The 19493-nt window shown below is 63.6% G+C and carries 20 protein-coding genes and 1 pseudogene; 7 read left to right on the top strand and 14 right to left on the bottom strand.

Annotation, left to right across the window (positions count from 1 at the left end; translation table 11 throughout):
- The first annotated feature begins 103 nt into the window (after positions 1–103).
- Entirely contained in the window at positions 104–997 is an 894-nt protein-coding gene (locus tag AC1DEK_RS06290) for a ParB/RepB/Spo0J family partition protein (RefSeq protein WP_478124354.1), read from the top strand.
- 125 nt (positions 998–1122) lie between these two features.
- Here the strand turns inward: AC1DEK_RS06290 and AC1DEK_RS06285 are convergent, their stop codons facing one another.
- Positions 1123–1842 carry a hypothetical protein gene (locus tag AC1DEK_RS06285; protein WP_478124353.1) on the bottom strand — a complete coding sequence of 240 codons (720 nt, stop codon included), beginning with the start codon at positions 1840–1842 and terminating at the stop codon, positions 1123–1125.
- Between the two features lie 680 nt (positions 1843–2522).
- Between AC1DEK_RS06285 and AC1DEK_RS06280 the strand changes: the two genes are divergently transcribed.
- Positions 2523–2675: a hypothetical protein gene (locus AC1DEK_RS06280; RefSeq protein ID WP_478124352.1), complete on the top strand. Its 153-nt coding sequence runs from the start codon at positions 2523–2525 to the stop codon at positions 2673–2675.
- A gap of 667 nt (positions 2676–3342) precedes the next feature.
- On the opposite strand, the gene AC1DEK_RS06275 is transcribed toward AC1DEK_RS06280, so the two are convergent.
- Together AC1DEK_RS06275 and AC1DEK_RS06270 are read right to left on the bottom strand one after the other, a co-directional pair.
- Entirely contained in the window at positions 3343–3669 is a 327-nt protein-coding gene (locus AC1DEK_RS06275; protein ID WP_478124351.1) for an EthD family reductase, read from the bottom strand.
- Positions 3670–3774: 105 nt separating this feature from the next.
- Positions 3775–4329: a carboxymuconolactone decarboxylase family protein gene (locus tag AC1DEK_RS06270; protein ID WP_478124350.1), complete on the bottom strand. Its 555-nt coding sequence runs from the start codon at positions 4327–4329 to the stop codon at positions 3775–3777.
- A gap of 72 nt (positions 4330–4401) precedes the next feature.
- Here AC1DEK_RS06270 and AC1DEK_RS06265 point away from each other — a divergent pair, with 72 nt between their 5' ends.
- The 3 genes from AC1DEK_RS06265 (at position 4402) to AC1DEK_RS06255 (ending at position 7804) form a co-directional block, all read left to right on the top strand.
- Positions 4402–4725, top strand: coding sequence for a winged helix-turn-helix transcriptional regulator (locus tag AC1DEK_RS06265; protein ID WP_478124349.1), 324 nt, complete (start codon positions 4402–4404; stop codon positions 4723–4725).
- A gap of 128 nt (positions 4726–4853) precedes the next feature.
- On the top strand, positions 4854–5315 hold the full coding sequence (locus AC1DEK_RS06260) for an AAC(3)-I family aminoglycoside N-acetyltransferase (RefSeq protein ID WP_478124348.1): 462 nt from the start codon (positions 4854–4856) through the stop codon (positions 5313–5315).
- A gap of 530 nt (positions 5316–5845) precedes the next feature.
- Entirely contained in the window at positions 5846–7804 is a 1959-nt protein-coding gene (locus AC1DEK_RS06255) for a hybrid sensor histidine kinase/response regulator (RefSeq protein ID WP_478124347.1), read from the top strand.
- Here AC1DEK_RS06255 and AC1DEK_RS06250 read toward each other — a convergent pair.
- Entirely contained in the window at positions 7801–7989 is a 189-nt protein-coding gene (locus tag AC1DEK_RS06250) for a hypothetical protein (RefSeq protein ID WP_478124346.1), read from the bottom strand. The two genes, AC1DEK_RS06255 and AC1DEK_RS06250, sit on opposite strands and share 4 nt — an antisense overlap.
- Before the next feature lie 250 nt (positions 7990–8239).
- Between AC1DEK_RS06250 and AC1DEK_RS06245 the strand changes: the two are divergent.
- A pseudogene (locus tag AC1DEK_RS06245) lies at positions 8240–8590 on the top strand (IS30 family transposase); the annotation flags it as partial.
- Between the two features lie 32 nt (positions 8591–8622).
- Here AC1DEK_RS06245 and AC1DEK_RS06240 read toward each other — a convergent pair.
- The 9 genes from AC1DEK_RS06240 to AC1DEK_RS06200 all read right to left on the bottom strand — a co-directional run bounded on the left by AC1DEK_RS06240 (position 8623) and on the right by AC1DEK_RS06200 (position 17214).
- The gene (locus AC1DEK_RS06240; protein WP_478124345.1) at positions 8623–9600 is read right to left on the bottom strand and encodes a D-2-hydroxyacid dehydrogenase family protein; all 978 of its coding nucleotides are present in this window, start codon (positions 9598–9600) and stop codon (positions 8623–8625) included.
- Between the two features lie 11 nt (positions 9601–9611).
- The gene (locus AC1DEK_RS06235) at positions 9612–10613 is read right to left on the bottom strand and encodes a Bug family tripartite tricarboxylate transporter substrate binding protein (protein WP_478124344.1); all 1002 of its coding nucleotides are present in this window, start codon (positions 10611–10613) and stop codon (positions 9612–9614) included.
- Between the two features lie 173 nt (positions 10614–10786).
- On the bottom strand, positions 10787–11080 hold the full coding sequence (locus AC1DEK_RS06230; protein WP_478124343.1) for a YciI family protein: 294 nt from the start codon (positions 11078–11080) through the stop codon (positions 10787–10789).
- Positions 11081–11099: 19 nt separating this feature from the next.
- The gene (locus AC1DEK_RS06225; protein ID WP_478124342.1) at positions 11100–12065 is read right to left on the bottom strand and encodes a Bug family tripartite tricarboxylate transporter substrate binding protein; all 966 of its coding nucleotides are present in this window, start codon (positions 12063–12065) and stop codon (positions 11100–11102) included.
- A gap of 18 nt (positions 12066–12083) precedes the next feature.
- Positions 12084–12989 (bottom strand): SMP-30/gluconolactonase/LRE family protein, encoded by a 906-nt coding sequence (locus AC1DEK_RS06220; RefSeq protein ID WP_478124341.1) that lies wholly within the window; start codon positions 12987–12989, stop codon positions 12084–12086.
- Positions 12990–13027: 38 nt separating this feature from the next.
- The gene (gene leuB, locus AC1DEK_RS06215) at positions 13028–14092 is read right to left on the bottom strand and encodes a 3-isopropylmalate dehydrogenase (protein ID WP_478124340.1); all 1065 of its coding nucleotides are present in this window, start codon (positions 14090–14092) and stop codon (positions 13028–13030) included.
- A gap of 28 nt (positions 14093–14120) precedes the next feature.
- Positions 14121–14726 carry a 3-isopropylmalate dehydratase small subunit gene (gene leuD, locus AC1DEK_RS06210; RefSeq protein WP_478124339.1) on the bottom strand — a complete coding sequence of 202 codons (606 nt, stop codon included), beginning with the start codon at positions 14724–14726 and terminating at the stop codon, positions 14121–14123.
- A 21-nt stretch (positions 14727–14747) separates the two neighbouring features.
- Positions 14748–16169, bottom strand: coding sequence for a 3-isopropylmalate dehydratase large subunit (gene leuC / locus AC1DEK_RS06205; RefSeq protein ID WP_478124338.1), 1422 nt, complete (start codon positions 16167–16169; stop codon positions 14748–14750).
- Between the two features lie 40 nt (positions 16170–16209).
- Positions 16210–17214, bottom strand: a complete 1005-nt coding sequence (locus AC1DEK_RS06200; protein WP_478124337.1) for a Bug family tripartite tricarboxylate transporter substrate binding protein — start codon at positions 17212–17214, stop codon at positions 16210–16212.
- 93 nt (positions 17215–17307) lie between these two features.
- On the opposite strand from AC1DEK_RS06200, the gene gcvA reads away from it, so the two are divergent.
- Positions 17308–18213, top strand: a complete 906-nt coding sequence (gcvA, locus tag AC1DEK_RS06195) for a transcriptional regulator GcvA (protein WP_478124336.1) — start codon at positions 17308–17310, stop codon at positions 18211–18213.
- Between the two features lie 110 nt (positions 18214–18323).
- On the opposite strand, the gene AC1DEK_RS06190 is transcribed toward gcvA, so the two are convergent.
- Positions 18324–19355, bottom strand: coding sequence for a sigma 54-interacting transcriptional regulator (locus AC1DEK_RS06190; protein WP_478124335.1), 1032 nt, complete (start codon positions 19353–19355; stop codon positions 18324–18326).
- Between the last annotated feature and the right edge of the window lie 138 nt (positions 19356–19493).

Genomic DNA, 19493 nt, shown 5'->3' with positions numbered 1-19493 from the left:
GTCGGCGCCGAATCCGGAGGCTGCGAAGCCGAAGACGGCCCCCGGCGCCATGATGGCCCTTGCAAACGACCAGCGGTCCGAACTTCTGCGCGAAAACGACGAGTTGCGCCAGCAAGCCGCAAAAGCCGTCGAACTGGAAGGACGCCTCAGCGAGGCGGTGACCGAGCTCAGCGCTTGGGACGGCGCCAAGGCCACCCGGCTTCTCGATCCTCATCTGATTCGCCGCAGTGATTTTGCCAATCGCCACGAGTCGAGCTTTCAGAGCAGGTCGTTCGAAGATCTGAAACGAGAGATCAAGGAGGCGGGCGGCAATATCCAACCGATCAAGGTGAGGGCGATCGCGAACTCGGGTGAGGGGCCCAGGTACGAGATCGTGTTTGGTCACCGTCGCCACGAGGCGTGCTTGCAGTTGGGATTTCAGGTTCTGGTTTTCGTCGACAACCTCGACGATCGGGCGCTGTTCGAGGAAATGGAGCGCGAAAACCGGGAGCGGGCAGACCTGTCGGCCTGGGAGCAAGGCGTGATGTATGCGCGGGCGCTGGACCGAGGGCTCTATCCATCGTTGCGCCAGATGGCTGCTGCGATCGGCGTCGATGCAACCAACTTGTCCAAGGCATTGGTGCTGGCGCGCTTGCCGGACTCCGTGTTGCGCGCCTTTGCGTCACCCCTTGATTTGCAGTTTCGGTGGTCGACCGCCTTCAAGGCTGCGCTTGAGCGCGACCCGGCGGTGGTGGAGTCGCGAGCCGCGGAGATTGCCATGAACCGTGGCTCAATGAGTGCGAAGGACATTTTCGCAAGGCTCACCTCCACCAGCGAATCGGTCATGCGTGCTCCTTCACACCCATCGATTCAGTCCTTCGCCAAGGACGGCGAGACCGTGGCGACCATGAAGATCGACGAGGATGGACGAGCCTCGGTTCGCATTCATGTGGCGCTGAGTGCCGCGCGCCAAGTGGAACTTGCACGGCTTTTAGAAGACTTCGCGGCTGCCGGTTGAGCGATGAAACCCAAAGGAAAAGGCGCCGCTTGGCGCCTTTTCTTTTGGGTTGGTCAGGTGTAGTACCGTACTACGGCGCTTCCGATCGACCGGCGCCTGCAGCGCGTAGTACCGTACTACACCCCTCAACGAGATCCACGGTTTGATGTCTCGATCCGTTCGAGCGTCGATCGAATTTGATCGATGGTCGACTTGAGGACACCCATGTCTCTGTCGCGCCGAGCTTCGACGATCGGGTCAGTGCCCGCTTCTGCTCGCGGCCCCGCAAGCAAGGACTCCCGAGAACGTGCGACCACTTCATCCAGCCGTGTGATCAGGTTGTTGCGCAAGGCCGTGAACTGCGCCATCTCGCGGCGCAGTTCACGCATGTCCCGACCCAGCAACGAAACCGCCTCTTCGATGCGCTGCTGCCATTCTTGGCTGGCACTTTGGTGCGGCGCACCGAGTCTCGGGTGTTCAACTCGTGGTGTTTGCGACGTTGAAGATGCATCGTGAATCAACGGCCGAATGGCGGCGACGAGTTGGTCCGCCGTTCGAGCGACTGCTTGCTCGAAGACAGCAGCAGGGGAAGAACTCTCCACCAATTGTGGCCATAGTTCATAGACACGCGCGATCGCTCTATCGGTGCTTAGCCGCAGACCCGGGCGCCCGGGACGTGCGCGCGGAGATGTTCCTTCCCTCTCCGTACGCGCGGGGTCTGTACGTCCTCCGAATGCATCATCTGCAGTTAGCAAGCAATTTCGAAATTCGCCGCTGGCGCTCCATTTCTTGAGCGTGGCCATCGATGGGGCATTGGCCCCATGCAGGAGCATGAGAATTCGGCCGAGGTCGACGATGCTGATCACCGGCGCCCAGGAGGGATTCTCAACCCCAGGATTCGGTCCGTTTGGAGATGGCATAGGAGCAATAGGTTATTCAGTAACCAAATTATGGACTGAACTTGGACCCATGTCCCGGCAAATAAGGTATTTGCGTGAAACATCGCCAGCGGAAAATCAAAATTGAGTGCTAACTCGTTGTTTTTGTTCAGAAAACAGCCTCATTAACTTGCCTACCGGGGCACGGAAATTGTTTCACGGCGTTGGTTTGGAAATGTCCAGCTTCTAATCGTGTCGTGCGACATCATTCCCGTGCGAGTCGGCCAACATTTCACCTCATTTTTTCACGAAGCGAAATCGCCGCAGAGTGGCGTTCCCCACAGGGCTCGATCGCGCTGAATGGCGATCCCCAAACACTAAAGCAACCACGAACATCAAAGAATCCCCGATTCGGCGACTTGAATCCTTTGGACTGACGAGTCCGGTGCCTCGTACAGACGGCCCAAGGGGCATCAGGTCCCAATGCCGCAAATCTGACTAGATGGTGAACTCAGGGGCTCGAACCGGGCGAATAGAACAGGCGTGGCACTTTTAACCTGGCGCCAAACGAAAGACTTTCCTAGCGCGGATGCCGAAGTCTCTGCCCAGACAGCGTACTGACAAGCGGCAGCTCAACTGTCCAGGTTTTAATCGGTATCATTTTCCGAATGGCCAGTCTGCCCACGTCGCGCGAGATCGCCAGTCTCGACGGGGAGCGCCGGAAACAACTCGCCGCCGCTTGGCGCGCGCAGGCGCTGCGGGGCGACAAAAACCCGTTGAGCAGTGCGCGTGTTTCGAAGTCGAACGCCGAAGGCGCCTAGCGAGAGAGCGAGTTGCAGCAGCTAGAACCGCTGCAACGATTGCGCCCGTTAAACCGTCGTGAAAGTTCTTGTGAGCTGCCAAGGAGGGCGGATTCTTCAAGCAAGAAGAGCGCACGGCCGATCCGAAGTGGGTGTCTTTCGCCGCCGCAGGCGCTGCCTGGCAGTGTCCAACGACGCGCTGAAGGCGTTCCGAAGCGAAGCAGAGAAGCGATAGGGCCGCGTAGCTTGCGGGGGCGGGGAGGGCGAGCCCCAGCGCCTCAGCCCGGCGATTGAGGCTCGCATGTTCTTGCTCACATGATGCCGATGGTGGCCACGACGTGATTCGCTTGGCCGAGTTCAAAGCGACCGAGCAAAACCCGGCGCCAAGCGTTGGCACGTTGCGCCCATGTTACGCAGCCGAGATCACGAACGCTGGTTGCGAAGGCTGGGTTGCCTTGGATTCGATCGAGGAATCAATGACAGTTACTGCTTCCGTTCATCGACAAGGAACCGCGCGCACCCGACACGGCCCAACCTCTTCGAATTGACGACGACGAGGTCGGCAATGAACGCGCGCGACACTACTGCTTCAAGCGGCAGGTCTAACTCAAGCTAGGCGCCCATATTGCGACAAGCCTCGGAGCCAGATTGAAAATCAGTCCAGCTGGCCTTGATCGACCTGGTCCGTTCAACGATCCGACCGCTCGACGACGACCTCGCTTATCTGGATCACCGGCACGATGTCGGTGTAGTTGGCGATATCGCCCCTGATCTCGGCGCCGTTCTCCTGGCTTGCGGCAAGGTAGCCTTCGGCCGAATTACAGATGAACGCGCACGTCGCCACGAAGGCGGGCGGTGAACCTGGTGCTCGGCCGGCCAGGCCTTTTTCGACGGTGTAGTAGGCGCAGGCACTGCCCAGCCTGGCCTTCACCATCGGCATGTGCCGGTCGCGGTAGTAGGCGTGGTCGAAGCGCGCGCCTTCGGCGTACGGGTACATCACGGTGACTTTGATCATTCGGTTCTCCTTGTCATCATTGCCGTCGTCCGCCACTCGCGACGAACTTCGAAGGCTTGGCTGGCGACCTCCCACTTGTTTCAAGCGACAGGGCACGAAGGGGGCTTAGCTGCCGTAAGTCGAGGGAAAGGTTGCCGAGCCTGGCTCGGCCGGCAAGCGCAGAGCGTTTGTCAGATAGCTGACGGTGCGATAGAAGCCTGCCAGCATGAGCAACTCGAGAATGCCCTCGTCGCTGAACGCTGTCTTCAGCGACTGCCATAGAGCGTCGTCGACAGTGCAGTTGGCGTGAAGCATGTCGCAAAGCTCTAACAGCAGCCTGTCCTCATCCTGCCAGCAGGTATCTCGCGGTTGTCCGGAGGCGAGCGAAAGGATCTGCGCTTCATCGAATCGGGCGTGCGATGCGAACAGTGCGATGTGGACGCCCCATTCGTATTCCGACCCACACAGCGCCGTGGTGCGCGCGATGACGAGTTCGCGCTGTCGCAACGTTAGGTTTCCACGGTCAAGCAGCCCGCCCGCGAAGAACTTCTGGAAAAGGCGAGGGTCCCTCGCGAGCGTGGTAAAGAGCACCAGGGGCGACTTTCCACGCATGAGGCCGTCAAGCGAAGATTGGATACCGGCGGGGAAAGGTGGCTCCGCGGGAGCGATACGAACAGTCATGGCTTGCTCTCAAGCATCTGCTACATTTTCTAAAGCATTGAACTCTATCCACGTTGCTTTGAAAAGTAAAGCATGGCTGTTCTAAAGGTTGGCGTCCCCGTGCGCGGTTCACGGACCGGCCGCCCCATCATGGTGGCTCTGGACCTACTGGGTCGAAGGTCCACGCTTCGGATTTTTTGGGAGCTCCGCAAGGAGCAGCTGACGTTTCGCGCGCTTCAGGAGGCCTGCGACACAAACTCCAGTCTGTTGAACACGAGGCTCGCAGAGCTACGAGCGCTTGGTTTGGTTGAGCACGACGAAGGCGGCTACGGACTCACCGAAGAGGGGCGAAAGTTGAGTGCAGCGCTGACGCCTCTGAGCGATTGGGCGCGTCAGTGGAAGCCCACGGCCCGCTGAGTCGCGCGCCTTCGATGCTCGGCATCCCGGGCAAAATTCGGCCAGAAGCGGGCCTAGGCCCTCCGTGGCTCGCTGTAGTCATTGGCAAGATCCACTTTCGTTCTGTGACGCAGATGCAAGAAAGAACGATGCACACGTTCCATCAACTGACCGCGGCCGACGGTGCCTGGATGTCGGGCATGCTCGACGTATTCGCGGAGGCCTTTGAAGATCCTGAAATCTACGCCGCTCGTCGTCCCAGTGCCGCCTATCTTCAGCGACTTCTAGGCGGCGATAGCTTTATTGGGCTTGTCGCCCGCGCGGGCGAACAGGTCATCGGGGGACTTGCCGCTTATGTCCTGCAGAAGTTCGAGCAGGAGCGTGCGGAGATCTACATCTACGACCTTGCCGTCATGGCAGCGCATCGTCGCCAGGGGGTTGCAACCGGGCTCATCCGCCGCCTCCAGGAGATCGGCGCTGAGCGCGGTGCTTGGGTGGTCTTTGTGCAGGCCGATCCGCCCGACACTCCGGCCATACGCCTCTACGAAAAGCTTGGTGTGCGAGAAGAGGTGCTGCACTTCGACATCCCGGTCCGACGGCCTCCACACTGAAAGCAATGACCTTGATAAAAACTATGGGCAGGTTGACGCGCAGCTATCGAAGGCGCTCCTGGAGTGCGAGCCCTTTAGCGCGGCATGAATAGGTCGAGCACCAAGCAAGCACCCATGTTCAAAGACGACCAGAAATGCAGCCGCAGAGCTGAAGACCCCTGCCGCGAGTCCAACGGACGCGACCAACTCGCAAACCAAATCGCGACAAGCGTCGTCGACGATGAATACAGTGGGTTCGCTCAAGGTCCAGCCTGATCCCAGCAAAGTAGGCGAGCGTGTTGCGCGCACTTGCTCTGGCGTCCCAAAGGCTCGAACCTAGTCCCGACCAGGAGTTCTGGATATTGTCCTTTGTGCAGTGCACCATGCGTCGACGATGTCGAAAGGCAGACGCCGCTCCAGCGACGCTAGAGAGGTGTCGAATTCGAGCGCTGCTTGGGCCAAAATCGTTTTCGTTTGTTGGGCCGTTTGGGTTGGACACCCTGAGCGTCACGAACCAGCAAAATGCGGGGTTTTCACATCAGTGCAACGACATGAACAACCAGCTTCCAGATGATCGCAGGATGATGGAACTACAGAGGTTCGAACTGCTCGTCTCTGCGATCCATGATTACGCCATCTACATGCTGGATGCGAACGGAAATGTCGTCAGCTGGAATACAGGTGCGGCTCGATTCAAGGGATACGCCGCTGAAGAAATCATAGGTCAGCATTTTTCGCGCTTTTATTTGCCTGAGGACCGAGAGGCCGGAGTTCCAGACCGCGCGCTGAAAACCGCAGAAGCTGAAGGTACGTTCCAGGCCGAGGGTTGGAGGGTTCGAAAGGATGGCTCCCGATTCTGGGCAAACGTGGTCATCGATCCGATCTATACGCCCGACCGGCGCTTGCTCGGTTTCGCCAAGATAACCCGCGACGTCGGCGAGCGAAAGGCCGCCGAAGAGGCACTTCGCAAGCGAGAGCAGGAGTTCCGCCTATTGGTCGAGGGCGTCACCGACTATGCGATCTACATGCTCGATCCCTCGGGGCTGATCACCACTTGGAACGCAGGCGCGGAAAGAATCAAAGGGTACACCCGAGCTGAAGTCATCGGGACTCATTTTTCCAAGTTCTATACGCCTGAAGATCAAGAGTCTGAGTTGCCCAAGCGAGCTCTTGCGACGGCTCTGGTTGAGGGCCGTTTTGAACAGGAAGGAGGATGGCGCGTACGAAAGGATGGGTCCCGCTTCCTTGCGCATGTGGTCATCGACCCGATCCACGACTCCCATGGCAACTTCGTCGGGTACGCCAAGATCACGCGGGACGTCACTGAGCGTCAGGCTGCTGCGGAAACGCTGAAACGGACGGAGCGAGCCCTGCTACAAGCACAAAAGATGGAGACCATCGGCAAGCTCACGGGCGGCGTGGCGCATGACTTCAACAATCTGCTACAGGTCATCGCTGGCAACTTGCAGTTGCTTGCCCGAGAGGTGGTCGGTAACGAGCGCGCGGAGCGGCGGGTCCAGAACGCGCTCGAGGCTGTTCGTGGGGGAGCGCGACTTGCCGGGCACCTCCTCGCGTATGGCAGGCGCCAGGCCCTTGAGCCTAAGGTGGTGAATCTTGGGAGATTCCTATTCACTTTGGACGACATGCTCCAGCGGGCCTTGGGCGAAACTGTCGAGGTGCAGACGCTTGTAGCCGAGGGTCTCTGGAACACGTGCGCTGATCTCGCCCAGGTCGAGAACGCCGTGCTCAATCTGGCCATCAACGCACGCGATGCCATGGAGGGAGTCGGCAAGCTGACGATTGAAATTGGGAATGCTCTGCTGGACGAGGCCTACGCACTCGTCCATGCGGAGGTGAATCCGGGCGAATACGTCATGCTCGCAGTTTCTGACACCGGCAGCGGAATGTCCCCAGAGGTAATCGCACAAGCTTTCGAGCCGTTCTATACGACCAAACCCGAGGGAAAAGGCACGGGGTTGGGCTTGTCCATGGTCTATGGATTCGTCAAGCAGTCCGGGGGGCACGTCAAAATCTACAGCGAGCTCGGTCATGGAACCACGGTCAAGCTGTACCTGCCACGATCCAAGGACTTGGAACAGTCGATCACGCCGACAGGATCAACCCCAGCCGTAGGTGGGACCGAGACCATCCTCGTTGCGGAGGACGATGATCAAGTGCGTGGAACGGTTATGGACACGCTCCAAGAGCTTGGCTACCAGGTGCTTGCAGCGAGTGATGCCGAGAGCGCGCTGGCCATCATCAGGAGCGGCATCAAGATCGACCTGCTGTTTACTGATGTCGTCATGCCCGGCCCCTTGCGCAGCCTGGACTTGGCCCGAATGGCTCGCGGCTACCTGCCGAACATCGCGGTGCTATTCACGTCGGGCTACACACAAAATGCGATCGTCCATGGTGGCCGCCTCGATGCCGGGGTGGAGTTGTTGAGCAAGCCGTACTCCCGCGAGGATCTGGCGCGGAGGATTCGCTTCACGCTAGGTCAGAGGGCTTAGTCGGCGGCGGTTTGGACGTCGTCGCCGACGCGCACCGAGGTGACGCAGGTCGGTGGCGGCATCATCGGCAGTTTCGTCGGCTTCTTCCCGATCACCGCCGTGCCGCCGTTGTTTTCAGTGTGGTCCGATGCCGCCGACAAGGCGGTCGACCGACGAAGACCAGCGACATTCCCGAACGAGGTCATGTCAAACCGGAATGAGCGCGAGAGACGGCACGCACACGCACCGTCCAGCGTGACCGCCTCGCGCGCATCCGTGTGCCGGATTGGTCATTCGCATCGGTGCTGCCGCTGTAGTGACTCGCGGCTGAGAGGCCCAGTGTCCGCGGGCGAGAAAAGGTGTTCATGGCTTCGCTGGCATCATTGACCTTGCCCTATTGACCAGATCACTCTGGCACTGAATGGCCAAGTAGTCCCAGATGTGGTCGAACCCGGCTTGGCGGGCATCGTCACGGACAAACTTCGCCTGCAATGGTCTCCGGAGCAGATTGCGGGGTGGCTCAAACGCACTTACCCTTGCGACGAGAACTGCCACGTGTCACACGAGACCATCTACCGCAGTCTGTTCACTCAAGCCCGCGGGGCCTTGAAGAAGGAACTGCTGCAGCATCTCAGGCGCACGCGAGGCATGCGTCGCTCGCGCCACCACACGCAGAAGACCGACACCCACGGAAGAATCGTTGACGCGGTCTCGATCAGCGAGCGCCCGGCCACGGCAGAAGATCGAGCAGTGCCTGGCCATTGGGAAGGTGACTTGCTGTTCGGAAGTTCCAACAGCCAGATCGCGGATTGCGCGGCGCCCGCAGAACTGGAGCAATTTCAGCGGGTGATGGTTGCCAGGGCCTGCGGGTTGACGGCGTCGGTCAGCGTGCCTTCGGCAAAGCGGTTGATGTTGTCGAACGCAATGCCGAAGTAGCGCTCGTAGTTGTCGCGCTCGACATAGCCGATATGGGGCGTGCACAGCGCATTGGGCAAGGCCAGCAGGGGATGCGCGGCGCCCTGCGGCGGCTCTTCCTCGAACACGTCCACGGCCGCGAAGCCCGGCCGGCCGTGTCGCAGCGCACGTTCGAGCGCACCGGCCTCGACCAGCTCGGCGCGGCTGGTGTTCACCAGCAGGGCGGTGGGCTTCATGCGATCGAGATCCGTTCCGCGCACGATGCCGGTGGTGTGTTCGCTGAGCCGCACGTGCAGGCTGATCACGTCACTATCGGCGAAGAAGGCTTCGCGCGTGGGAGCGACCTCGAAGCCATCGGCGCGCGCAGCCTGCGTCGAGGCCTCTCGACCCCAGACCCAGACTTGCATGCCGAACACGCGCCCGTAGGCGGCCACTTGGCGACCGATGCGGCCGTAGCTCCACACGCCCAAGCGCTGCCCGCCGAGCTGTTGGCCCAGGTGGCCTTGCCACTTGCCTTGCTGCAGACGGTTGGCTTCCTGCACAAGATGACGGCGGCTTGCCAGCGTCAGTGCCCAGGTGAGTTCCGCGGTCGACGAGCCTGCGCCGCGGCCCTCGGCCACCACCACGCCGCGCACGGTGCAGGCCTCCAGGTCCACGTGCCCCGCGAGCCTGCCGGTCTGGCTAATGAGGCGCAGCTTCGGCAGGCGATCGAGCAGTGCCGCATCGATGCGCGTGCGCTCGCGCGTCAGCACGATCGCCTCGGCATTGGCGAAGCGCGCGGCGAGCGCGTCGGTGCCTTTCACCGTGTCGTTGAAGATGCGGACTTCGTGACCTGCGAGCCGGGCGAAGCAGTCCAGCGTTCGCACGCAGTCCTGGTAGTCGTCGGGGATGGCGATGCGCATCGGCTGGTTTCTCACTGCATGGGGATGTGCAATTGCTCGACGGTGCGCTTCCAGAGCGCCAGGTCGTCGCGCACCAGTGCCGTGAACTCGGCCGGCGGCATGCCGCCCGGTTCGATGCCCTGCGCCCTGAAGACCTCGCGCACCTCCTGCGTCTCGAGCGCGCGCTTCACCTCCGCGTACAGCCGCTGCATCGCGGGCGCTGGCGTGCCCGCGCGCAGCAGCAGGCCATACCAGCCATGCACATCGAAGCCCGGGTAGCCCTGCTCGGCCACGGTCGGCACCTCTGGAAGGCCCGCGAAGCGCGTCTTCGGTGCCACGGCGAGTGCGCGCAGCTTGCCGGCCTTGATCTGCCCCAGCGCCGAGCTCATGTCGAGGAACATGAACTGGATCTGGCCGCCCAGCAGGTCCTGCACCGCCGGACCGGCGCCGCGGTAGGGGACGTGGACGGCTTGAATGCCGGCGCGCTGCACGAACATCATGGCGCCCAGGTGCGCCGAGGTGCCGTTGCCCGAGGAGCCATAGGACAGGCTTTCGGGCTTGGCCTTGCCCATCGCCACCAACTCCTGCAGCGTCTTCGCAGGAAAGTCCGGCCGCACCACCACTGCATGCGGGATAAAGCCCACCACGGTGAGCGGCGCGAAATCGCGCAGCGTGTCGAAAGGGTAGTTGGCCATCAGCGCGGGATTGGTAACCGCAAGGATCGAGGGGAACACCATCGTGTAGCCGTCGGCCGGACCGCGCGCCACCTCGCTCATGCCGATCACGCCACCACCGCCGGGCTTGTTGTCCACGATGACCGGCTGGCCAAGGCTCGCCGTCATGCTCTTGCCGATCGCGCGCGCCATCAGGTCGGTGGGTCCGCCGGGGGCGAAGGGCACGACGATGCGCAGCGGCTTGTCAGGGAAGGCTGCGTGTGCGAGGGGGCTTGCCAAGCCCAACGCCATGAGGGTGGCCGACGCGGCGAGCTGATGGAAGCCGCGTCGGTCGATGGAAAGGCGAGTGGATGCACGCATGGATGTCTCTTTCTCTTGACTTGGGTTGGAGCTGCGTTCAAAGCTTAGCCCCCATACTCCCGCGGCGCAGCCCTCCAATTCCACTCCTTGGAATTGCAGGACCGTGCTCGAATCCGGTGGATGGCAACGTATCGCAGGGCGCCCTGCTTGCCCGCGTTCGCGCGCGAACCCCTTCAACGGGTGCGCCGGCGATCAAAAAATGCCTGTCGCCAAGGCATTACCTGCGACGACTCGAACAGCCCGCCCGTGGTGAACGGGTCTTCCGCGATGAAGGCCTTCGCTTCGCGTGCGTCATCCGTGTCGACCACCACCAGCGCGCCGATAGCCCGGCCCTGGTCGTCAAGGATGGCGCCGCCGGCCAGCAGCAGATGCTGCCGCGCGACGAGGTAGTCGAGGTGCGCCGGCTTGAGCGACGCGCGCAGCGCATGCGCACCGGGCTTGTCGTGCGAGACGATTGCGTAGGGCATGGCTTGGCCGCGTCCCCGCTCAGCTCGGCGTGATGCCCGCCTTGGCGATGATGCCGCTCCAGGTCTGCATCTCACGCGAGATGAAGGCCTGGAACTCGGCAGGTGTGCTGCCCACGGGTTCCGCGCCATTGGTCACCAGCGCCTCGCGCGTGAGCGGCGTCTGAAGTGCCTTGCGCACCTCGGCACTCAGCCGCTCGACCAGGGCCGGGTCAGTGCCGCCGGGCGCAAGCACGCCAGTCCATGCGCTCACGTCGAAGGGCTTTCCGCTGAGTTCGGCCACAGTACGCACGTCTGGCAGCGAGGTCGAGCGGCGCGCCGTTGACACGGCCAGCGCGCGCAGCTTGCCTGATTTCACCAGCGGCGCCGCCGCCACGACGTTGGCGAACATCAGGTCGACGTGGCCGCCCATCACATCGGCGAGGGCTGGCCCGGTGCCCTTATAGGGCACGTGAGTCATCTTGACGCCCGACTGCAGCGCCAGCAGTTCCATCGAGAGATGGTCGGCCGTTCCACTGCCCGTGGACGCGAACGACAGCGGCTGCGCCTTGGCCAGGGCGAGCGCGTCGCTCATCGATTGCACCGACGAACTTGCCGCGGCCACCATGATGAAGGGTGACTGCGTGGCAAGGCTGACGGGCGCGAACGCCTTGACCGTGTCGAAAGGCAGGCTTTTCATCATCGACGGATTGGTGGCGTGCGGGACGCTGGCCACCAGCAGCGTGTAGCCATCGGGCGCCGACTTGGCTACGTACTCCGAGCCGATCAGTGTGCTGGCGCCCGGCTTGTTCTCGACATAGAAGGTCTGGCCCATCGAGCCGGACATGCTGGTGGTGATGGCGCGCGCCACCACATCGGTGCCGCCACCTGCCGTGAACGGCACGACCACGCGCACCTGGTGTTGCGGGTAGGGGCTTGCGGCATGTGCGGGCAGGGCGCCATAGAGGCAGCCTCCGGCCAGGGCGCTCATCAGTTCTCGACGATTCATAGTGTCTCCGGGTGCCACTCAGGCGTTGAAATGAAGGCGCAGCCCCGCTTCGGGCCACGGCATGGACACGAGCTGTCCGGTGGCCGACAACGTGAGCCAGGCCGTCTTGAGGTCCGGTCCGCCGAAGCAGAGGTTGGTGACGTAGATGTCGGGCAAGACCAACTGGCGCCGCAGTTCGCCCAGCGGCGTGATGACCGATACGGCGCCGGTGACGAGCGTGGCAACGCAGATGTCGCCTTGCGCCTGCACGGCCAGACTGTCGAAGCGCTGAAAGCCCGGCAGCCCACACACCAGCCGGCCGCCATGCGGCGACGGAAAGGGCAGCTTCGTCACGATGCCGGGCTCGACAATGTCGAAGGCCCACAGCCGCGCGGTTTCGGTCTCTGCGATGTAGAGCACGCTGTCATCGGGGGACAGGCCAATGCCATTGGGCGACAGCAGACCGTAGGCGACCTCCCTGATGCTGGAGCCATCGGGCAGCGCGTAGTAGATGCCGCCCATGTCCCGCGAGCGGGGATGCTTCTTGCCGAAGTCGGTGAAATAGAAGCCGCCTTGCGCATCGAACACGATGTCGTTGGGCGACGAGAGCCGCTGGCCATCGCAGTGGGTGTACAGCGTGGTGCATGCGCCCCCTTCGAGCGTCACGCGGCGGATGCTGCCGCCCGCATAGTCGGGCGCCGGGCCGGTCGAGGTGAATTGGCCGGGCACATAGGCGCTGCCGCCGTTGTCGCAGATGTAGAGCGCGCCGTCAGGACCCATAGCCGCGCCGTTGGGTCCGCCGCCGCAGTCCGAAATGACGTGCACCTTGCCGTCCGACGTCACGCGCACAATCCTGCCCGCCCGCATTTCCACCAGCACCACTGAGCCGTCGCTCAAGGCGACCGGACCTTCAGGAAATTGCAAACCTTCAGCCAGGATCTTCATATCGCTAGGTCGTGTTAGCAAAAATTCAAAGGGATGCCTCAAAGGGATGCCGCGACCGCTGCGCCCATTTCTTCAGTGCCGACGCGTGTGCAGCCTTCCTGAAAGATGTCTCCAGTGCGCAAGCCTTCAGCCAGCACGCGGCGCACGGCGCGCTCCACGCGCTCGGCGTTGGCGGCCTGTTTGAAGGAGAAGCGCAGCATCATCGCCATCGACAGGATGGACGCCAGCGGATTGGCGAGGTTCCTGCCCGCGATGTCGGGCGCGGTGCCGTGCACCGGCTCGTAAAGGCCGAAGGTGCCCGCGGCCATCGAGGCCGAGGGCAGCATGCCGATCGAGCCCGTGAGCATGGCCGCGGCGTCGGACAGGATGTCGCCGAAGATGTTGCCGGTGACGATCACGTCGAACTGCTTGGGCGCGCGCATCAGCTGCATGGCGGCCGCGTCGACGAACAGGTGCGTGAGTTCGACGTCGGGATACTCCTTGCCCACACGCGTGACCACTTCGCGCCACAGCTGCATCACCTCCAGCACGTTGGCCTTGTCCACGGAGCACAGCCGGTGGCCACGCGCACGCGCGGTGCGAAAAGCGACGTGCGCGATGCGCTCGATTTCAGGCTCCGAGTAACGCATCGTGTTGAAGGCCTCGCGTTCGCCGGCCGCATTGATCCCCGTGCCCCGTGGCTCGCCGAAATACACATCACCCGTGAGTTCTCGCAGGATGAGGATGTCCAGGCCTTCGACGACTTCGGGGCGCAGCGTCGATGCGCCGATGAGTTCGGGGAACAGGAAGGCGGGGCGGAAGTTCGCAAACAGGCCCAGTTCCTTGCGCAGGCGCAGCAGGCTGGCGCCCGGACGCATCATGAAGGGGATGGCTTCGTCGCCCGGCATGCCGGCCGAACCGAACAGGATGGCGTCGGCCTTGCGCGCGATCTCGCTGGTGGCTGCCGGCAAGGGGTCGCCCGCGGCTTCGATGCCGGCTTGGCCGATGGCGGCCTCGACCAGTTCCAGCGATTGGGTCGGGCCCACGACGGCCTTCAGCACTTTCACGGCCTGCGCCGTCACTTCATGGCCAATGCCGTCTCCGGGCATCACTGCAATTTTCATATTCACAAACCTCTGGTGTTGAGTTCAATCAGGCATGAGCAGCTTCGCGTGCGCGGGCTTGCTCGAAGGCGTCTATGGCGCCGCGCTGGGTCAGCGTGTAGTCGATTTCGTCGAGCCCTTCGAGCAGGCAGCGACGCGGGAACGGGTCGATGGCGAAAGGCTCTGCATCGCCCGAAGGGCCGGTGACGGTCTGCGCCAGCAGGTCGACCTGCATGTGCGCCCCGGGGGCGGCCTGCAGTTCGCCCAGCAGGCGCTGCACGACGGGCGCGGGCAGGCGCACGGGCAGCAGGCCGTTCTTCAGCGCATTGCTATGGAAGATGTCACCGAAGCTCGGCGCGATCACCGCGCGAAAGCCGCCGTCATGCAACGCCCACACCGCGTGTTCGCGCGACGAGCCGCAGCCGAAGTTGGCACCCGCGACGAGGATGCGCGCACGCACATAGGCCGGGTCGTTGAGAACGAAGCCGGGCCGCCGCACGCCGTTCGCATCGTGGCGCACGTCGCGAAAAAGATAGTCACCGAAATTGTCGGAGCGCGGCTTCTGCAGGTATAGCGCCGGCACGATCTGATCGGTGTCGACGTTGGCGCGGTCCAGCGGCACGGCCACGGCGTCGAGTTGCGCGAAGGCTTCCATGGTGTTGGCTTTTCCTCTTTTTCAGTGCGCGGCCAGCAAGCGGCGCACATCGGTCAGGCGGCCGGTGATGGCCGCGGCGGCGGCCATGGCCGGGCTCATGAGATGAGTGCGTGATCCGGGTCCCTGACGGCCGACGAAATTGCGATTCGACGTGGAGGCGCAGCGCTGTCCGGCGGCCACCTGGTCGCCGTTGGTGCCCAGGCACATCGAGCAGCCCGCATGGCGCCATTGCAGGCCCGCCGCCAGGAAGACGGCGTCGAGCCCTTCGGCTTCAGCTTGCTGTTTCACCAGCCCGGAGCCGGGCACGACCCAGGCCTCGACACCCGCCGCCACGCGGCGCCCGCGTACCACGTCGGCGGCGCTGCGCATGTCCTCGATGCGGCCGTTGGTGCAAGAGCCGATGAAGACGCGGTCGACGCTCACGTCGGTCAGCGCCTGGCCCGGCTGCAGGCCCATGTAGGCCAGCGTGCGCTGCAGGGTTTCGCGGCGCTCGGCACTCGCGGCCTGTGCGGGGTCTGGCACGCGGCCAGTGATGGGCAGCGCGTCTTCGGGGCTGTTGCCCCAGGTCACCATGGGTGCGATGTCGCCGGCGTGCAGTTGCACTTCGCGATCGAACACCGCCCCTTCGTCGCCGGGCAGCGTGCGCCATAGCGCCAGCGCCTCATCCCATGCGGCGCCGCTGGGCGCCTCGGGCCGGCCGGCCAGCCATTCGAAAGTGGTGTCGTCGGGCGCGACCATGCCTGCGCGTGCGCCGGCCTCGATCGACATGTTGCACACGGTCATGCGCCCCGCCATCGACAGCGCGCGGATCGCCTCGCCCGCGTATTCGATGACGTGCCCGGTGCCGCCGCCCGCGCCGATGCGCGCAATCACGGCCAGGATGATGTCTTTGGCCGACACCCCTTCGCCCAGCCGTCCGTCGATGTTCACGCGCAGAGTGCGCGGCTTGCGCTGCCAAAGCGTCTGCGTGGCCAGCACGTGCGCCACTTCGGACGCGCCGATGCCGAAGGCCAGTGCGCCGAGCGCCCCGTGCGTGGCCGTGTGGCTGTCGCCGCAAACGATCACCTGGCCCGGCAGGCTCAGACCCTGCTCGGGGCCGACCACATGCACGATGCCCTGGCGCAGGTCGTCCAGTCCGAAGAAGCGGATGCCCGCGGAGGCGCTGTCGTCCTTCAGCGCCTGCGCCATCGCGCGCTTCTCGGGGTCGGCGATATCGGCAAAAGAGCGCGAACTGGTCGGCACGTAGTGGTCGGGCGTGGCGAAGGCGCGTTCGGGCCGACGCACGGGGAGGCCCCGCTGGCGCAGCATCTCGAAGGCCGGCGCCGAGCCGTCCTGCACCAGGTGGCGATCGACGTACAGCAGGCTCTGACCGTCTTCGCGCTGCGTGACGACGTGGGACTGCCAGATCTTGTCGAACAGCGTGTGGGGCGTTTGGGGGGGCATTGAGGAACCGCTGTGGAGAACGAAGAAAAAGAGGAAAGGCTCAGTCGAGCTTGACGCCCGAGATGCGCACGATCTCGGCGTAGCGCTGGGTCTCGCTGGCCATGAAGCGGCCGAAGTCTTCGGGCGAACCGCCGCCGATCTCGGCGCCGAACGCAGCCATGCGCTTGTGGAACTCGGGCGACTTGAGCACCGCGTTGGCCTCGACATTGAGCTTGGCGATGATGGCGCGCGGCGTGCCCGCCGGCGCCGAGAGCCCGTACCACGAGGAGGCATAGATGCCCTTCAGGCCCGCTTCGTCGAAGGTGGGCACGTCGGGCAAGGCAGGATTGCGTTGCTTGGAGGCCACCGCCAATGCGCGCATGCGGCCGCCTGAGATGAAGGGAAGGCACGTGGTCGTATCGAGCATCAGCGACACATGGCCGGCGGCCAGGTCGGCCTCGGCCGGGGCCGTGCCCTTGTACGGCACGTGCACGATGTCGATCTTGGCCGCGGTCGCAAACTGGATCGCCGCCAAGTGCTGCGACGAGCCAATCCCGGCGGAGCCGTAGTTCAGCGAACCGGGCTTGGCACGCGCCGCCTCGATCACGTCCTTCACCGTCTTGAAGGGCGAGTCGGCCGGCACTACGAGGATGTTGGGCACGGCCGAGACGTAGATGATCGGCTCGAAATCCTTCACCGGATCAAAGCCCAGCTTGTTGTAGAGGCTGATGTTCACCGCGTTCGGGCTGATCGAAGACATCAGGAGGTTGTAGCCATCGGGCCGCTGGCGAGCGAGCAACTCGGTGCCGATGTTGCCGCCCGCGCCCGAGCGGTTGTCGACGACGATGGGCTGACCCATGCGCTGGCCCAGCAGCTCGGCAAGGATGCGCGCAGTGGTGTCTACGCCGCCCCCCGGAGGCCACGGGACCATGAGCTTGATCGGCTGGGAGGGGTAGTTCTTGGCCGCGTCTTCGGCGCGCGCGGCAAGGGGCGAGCCCAAGATCGCCGCGGCCATGAGGGCCATCAGTGCCGCACTCACTCGGGCATGCAATTTCTTCATCGTCATAGCTTGTCTCCTGATCTTCTAGTGGGGCCATGCTATGCCGGAGGAATGGCGTATCGCAATCACAATAAAAACATGCATGCATGAGTAAACTTCATGCCTATGACACGCCGCCTTCCCCCCCTCAACGCCCTGCGGGCCTTCGACGCCGCCGCGCGCTGCGGCAACTTCACGCGAGCGGCGCAGGAACTCTTCGTCACGCAGGGGGCCGTCAGCCGGCACATCGCGACGCTCGAGGGCTGGCTTGGCGTTCAACTGTTCGAGCGCGGACGGCACGGTATCAGTCTCACACCGGCGGGACAGCGCTACTTCGCCAGCATGAGCGTGGCGTTCGACCAGATCGAGCTTGGCACGCGGCAGTTGCAGCATCAAAGCCCCGACGAATGGCTGCTGCGCGTCAAGCTGCCACCGACCTTCGCCATTCGCTGGCTTATTCCGCGGCTGGCTCGCTTTCATGCGCTGCATCCACGCATCGATGTGCAAATCACCACGTCTCACAGGCCGGCGGATTTCGAGCGCGACGAGATCGACGTGAGCATTCATTCACAGCCGAGCCCGCCTGAAGGTCCTGGCTACCGCCTCCTGTTTCGCGAAACGCTGCTCCCTGTCTGCGCGCCTTCGCTGCTGGGCGCCGGCCCGCCGCTCAAAGAGCCCGCCGACCTGGCTCAACAAGCTTTGCTGAGTTCACTGAACCGGCCACACGACTGGCGTGCATGGCTCACCGCCGCAGGCGTACCGGACACCGACACGCGGCGCGGGCTCAAGTTCGAGAACGCTGCCATGGCCTATCAAGCGGCGGCCGAAGGGCTCGGAGTCATGGTTGGATTGCTCGCCTTCGTGCGCGATGACCTTGCGGCGGGGCGGTTGGTTGCGCCCTTCGATCTGCGGGTGCCAACCGATGGCGGGTACTTCATGGCTTGGCGCACCGACCGGGCTGTGCCACAGAGGGTGCGGGACTTCGAGGACTGGCTGGCAAGGGAGGCGGCATTGGCGGAGGCCTGATGGCCACGTCCAGACGCGGCCGTATGTGCCACTCTGCATGGCTCACTCCGAGCGAACAGGGAAGGCAACATTCTCTGCCGCAGCAGGGGGCGACACGATGTGCCGCAATATCAGCGGCCGCTCACCCCTCCGAATCGAACGCTCTCGGCGAGGATCGCGTGCTTCTTTGCCAGCTTGCTCAGCGACGCGCGCTGCATGTCGCACAAGCGTGCGGCTTCGCTGATGTTGCCGTTGGTCATGGCCAGAGCGTCTTCGACGAACTGGCGCTCGACGTTGCAGACAGCCGAGCGCTTGGCTTCGCGCAGCGAGGCAAGGTCTCGCGCGGGGTGCACTTGCGCGGACGATTTCGCGAGGGCAGGGGCACTCGCGAGCAGCGCATCAACATTGATGCAGTTGTCGGTCGAGATGAGATGGGCGCGCAGCAGCGTGTGTTCGAGCTCGCGCACATTGCCCGGCCAGTCGAAGGATCGCAGCAGTGCGAGCGCGTCATCGCTGATCTCCTTGGGCTCTCCGGTCGTGGCGCGTGCGGCACTGCGCAGCAGGTGCGGCACCAGCAGGTCCAGGTCTTCCGGACGATCGCGAAGGGGCGGTAGCCGAACGCGGAGCACGTCCAGTCGGAAGAAGAGGTCGGCCCTGAACTCGCCGCGGTGTGACAACTCTCGCAGGTCGACGTTGCATGCAGCGACGATGCGCACGTCGGCATGCTGCACGTGGTCATCGCCCACCGAGCGGAACGACGCATCCTGCAGGAAACGAAGCAGCGCGACCTGTCCGCGCGGGGACAGCGCTTCGATCTCGTCAAGGAACAAGGTGCCACCCTCGGCCTTGCGCACAAGACCGAGCCGAGCGCGGCCTGCGTCCGTGAATGCACCGCGGGCGTGGCCGAACAATTCGCTTTCTACGAGCGACTCGGGCAGGGCGCCGCAGTTCACCGGAATGAAGGCGCCGTCTCGTCGAGGCCCGATGTAGTGCGTGGCGCGCGCCACCAGTTCCTTTCCAGTCCCGCTCTCTCCGACGATCAGGACCGGCGCAGTGCACTCGGCATAGCGGGCCATCAGCTCGATGGCGGCGATGAATATCGGGGACGTGCCGACGATTCTCGAATCGAGCGGTGCGTCACGGCTTTCCGTGATTCCGTGCATCAAGGACCTCCTTCCCGTCCAGGGATCGTTCGTCTCGGGGCGCATTCTAGGAAGCGAAGCGCGTGCGCACATCCACCAAACGACGTACCGACTAAGCAAGCCTCTCTCGTGGTTCGCGGCTGTGTTGTTTGCGCACGG

This window comes from Variovorax sp. 10N420 (assembly GCF_056394705.1).
Note: the sequence above shows the minus strand (reverse complement) of the source record. Positions and strands in the feature narration are given on the sequence as shown.

Coding starts and splice junctions, on each gene's coding strand:
- AC1DEK_RS06235 (WP_478124344.1), bottom strand. CDS start 10,613: ATGCGTGCATCCACTCGCCTTTCCATCGACCGACGCGGCTTCCATCAG.
- AC1DEK_RS06280 (WP_478124352.1), top strand. CDS start 2,523: ATGGCCAGTCTGCCCACGTCGCGCGAGATCGCCAGTCTCGACGGGGAG.
- leuD (WP_478124339.1), bottom strand. CDS start 14,726: ATGGAAGCCTTCGCGCAACTCGACGCCGTGGCCGTGCCGCTGGACCGC.
- AC1DEK_RS06225 (WP_478124342.1), bottom strand. CDS start 12,065: ATGAATCGTCGAGAACTGATGAGCGCCCTGGCCGGAGGCTGCCTCTAT.
- AC1DEK_RS06190 (WP_478124335.1), bottom strand. CDS start 19,355: ATGCACGGAATCACGGAAAGCCGTGACGCACCGCTCGATTCGAGAATC.
- gcvA (WP_478124336.1), top strand. CDS start 17,308: ATGCCTATGACACGCCGCCTTCCCCCCCTCAACGCCCTGCGGGCCTTC.
- AC1DEK_RS06250 (WP_478124346.1), bottom strand. CDS start 7,989: ATGACCTCGTTCGGGAATGTCGCTGGTCTTCGTCGGTCGACCGCCTTG.
- AC1DEK_RS06265 (WP_478124349.1), top strand. CDS start 4,402: ATGGCTGTTCTAAAGGTTGGCGTCCCCGTGCGCGGTTCACGGACCGGC.
- AC1DEK_RS06230 (WP_478124343.1), bottom strand. CDS start 11,080: ATGCCCTACGCAATCGTCTCGCACGACAAGCCCGGTGCGCATGCGCTG.
- AC1DEK_RS06260 (WP_478124348.1), top strand. CDS start 4,854: ATGCACACGTTCCATCAACTGACCGCGGCCGACGGTGCCTGGATGTCG.
- AC1DEK_RS06255 (WP_478124347.1), top strand. CDS start 5,846: ATGAACAACCAGCTTCCAGATGATCGCAGGATGATGGAACTACAGAGG.
- AC1DEK_RS06200 (WP_478124337.1), bottom strand. CDS start 17,214: ATGACGATGAAGAAATTGCATGCCCGAGTGAGTGCGGCACTGATGGCC.
- AC1DEK_RS06270 (WP_478124350.1), bottom strand. CDS start 4,329: ATGACTGTTCGTATCGCTCCCGCGGAGCCACCTTTCCCCGCCGGTATC.
- AC1DEK_RS06275 (WP_478124351.1), bottom strand. CDS start 3,669: ATGATCAAAGTCACCGTGATGTACCCGTACGCCGAAGGCGCGCGCTTC.
- AC1DEK_RS06220 (WP_478124341.1), bottom strand. CDS start 12,989: ATGAAGATCCTGGCTGAAGGTTTGCAATTTCCTGAAGGTCCGGTCGCC.
- AC1DEK_RS06240 (WP_478124345.1), bottom strand. CDS start 9,600: ATGCGCATCGCCATCCCCGACGACTACCAGGACTGCGTGCGAACGCTG.
- leuC (WP_478124338.1), bottom strand. CDS start 16,169: ATGCCCCCCCAAACGCCCCACACGCTGTTCGACAAGATCTGGCAGTCC.
- leuB (WP_478124340.1), bottom strand. CDS start 14,092: ATGAAAATTGCAGTGATGCCCGGAGACGGCATTGGCCATGAAGTGACG.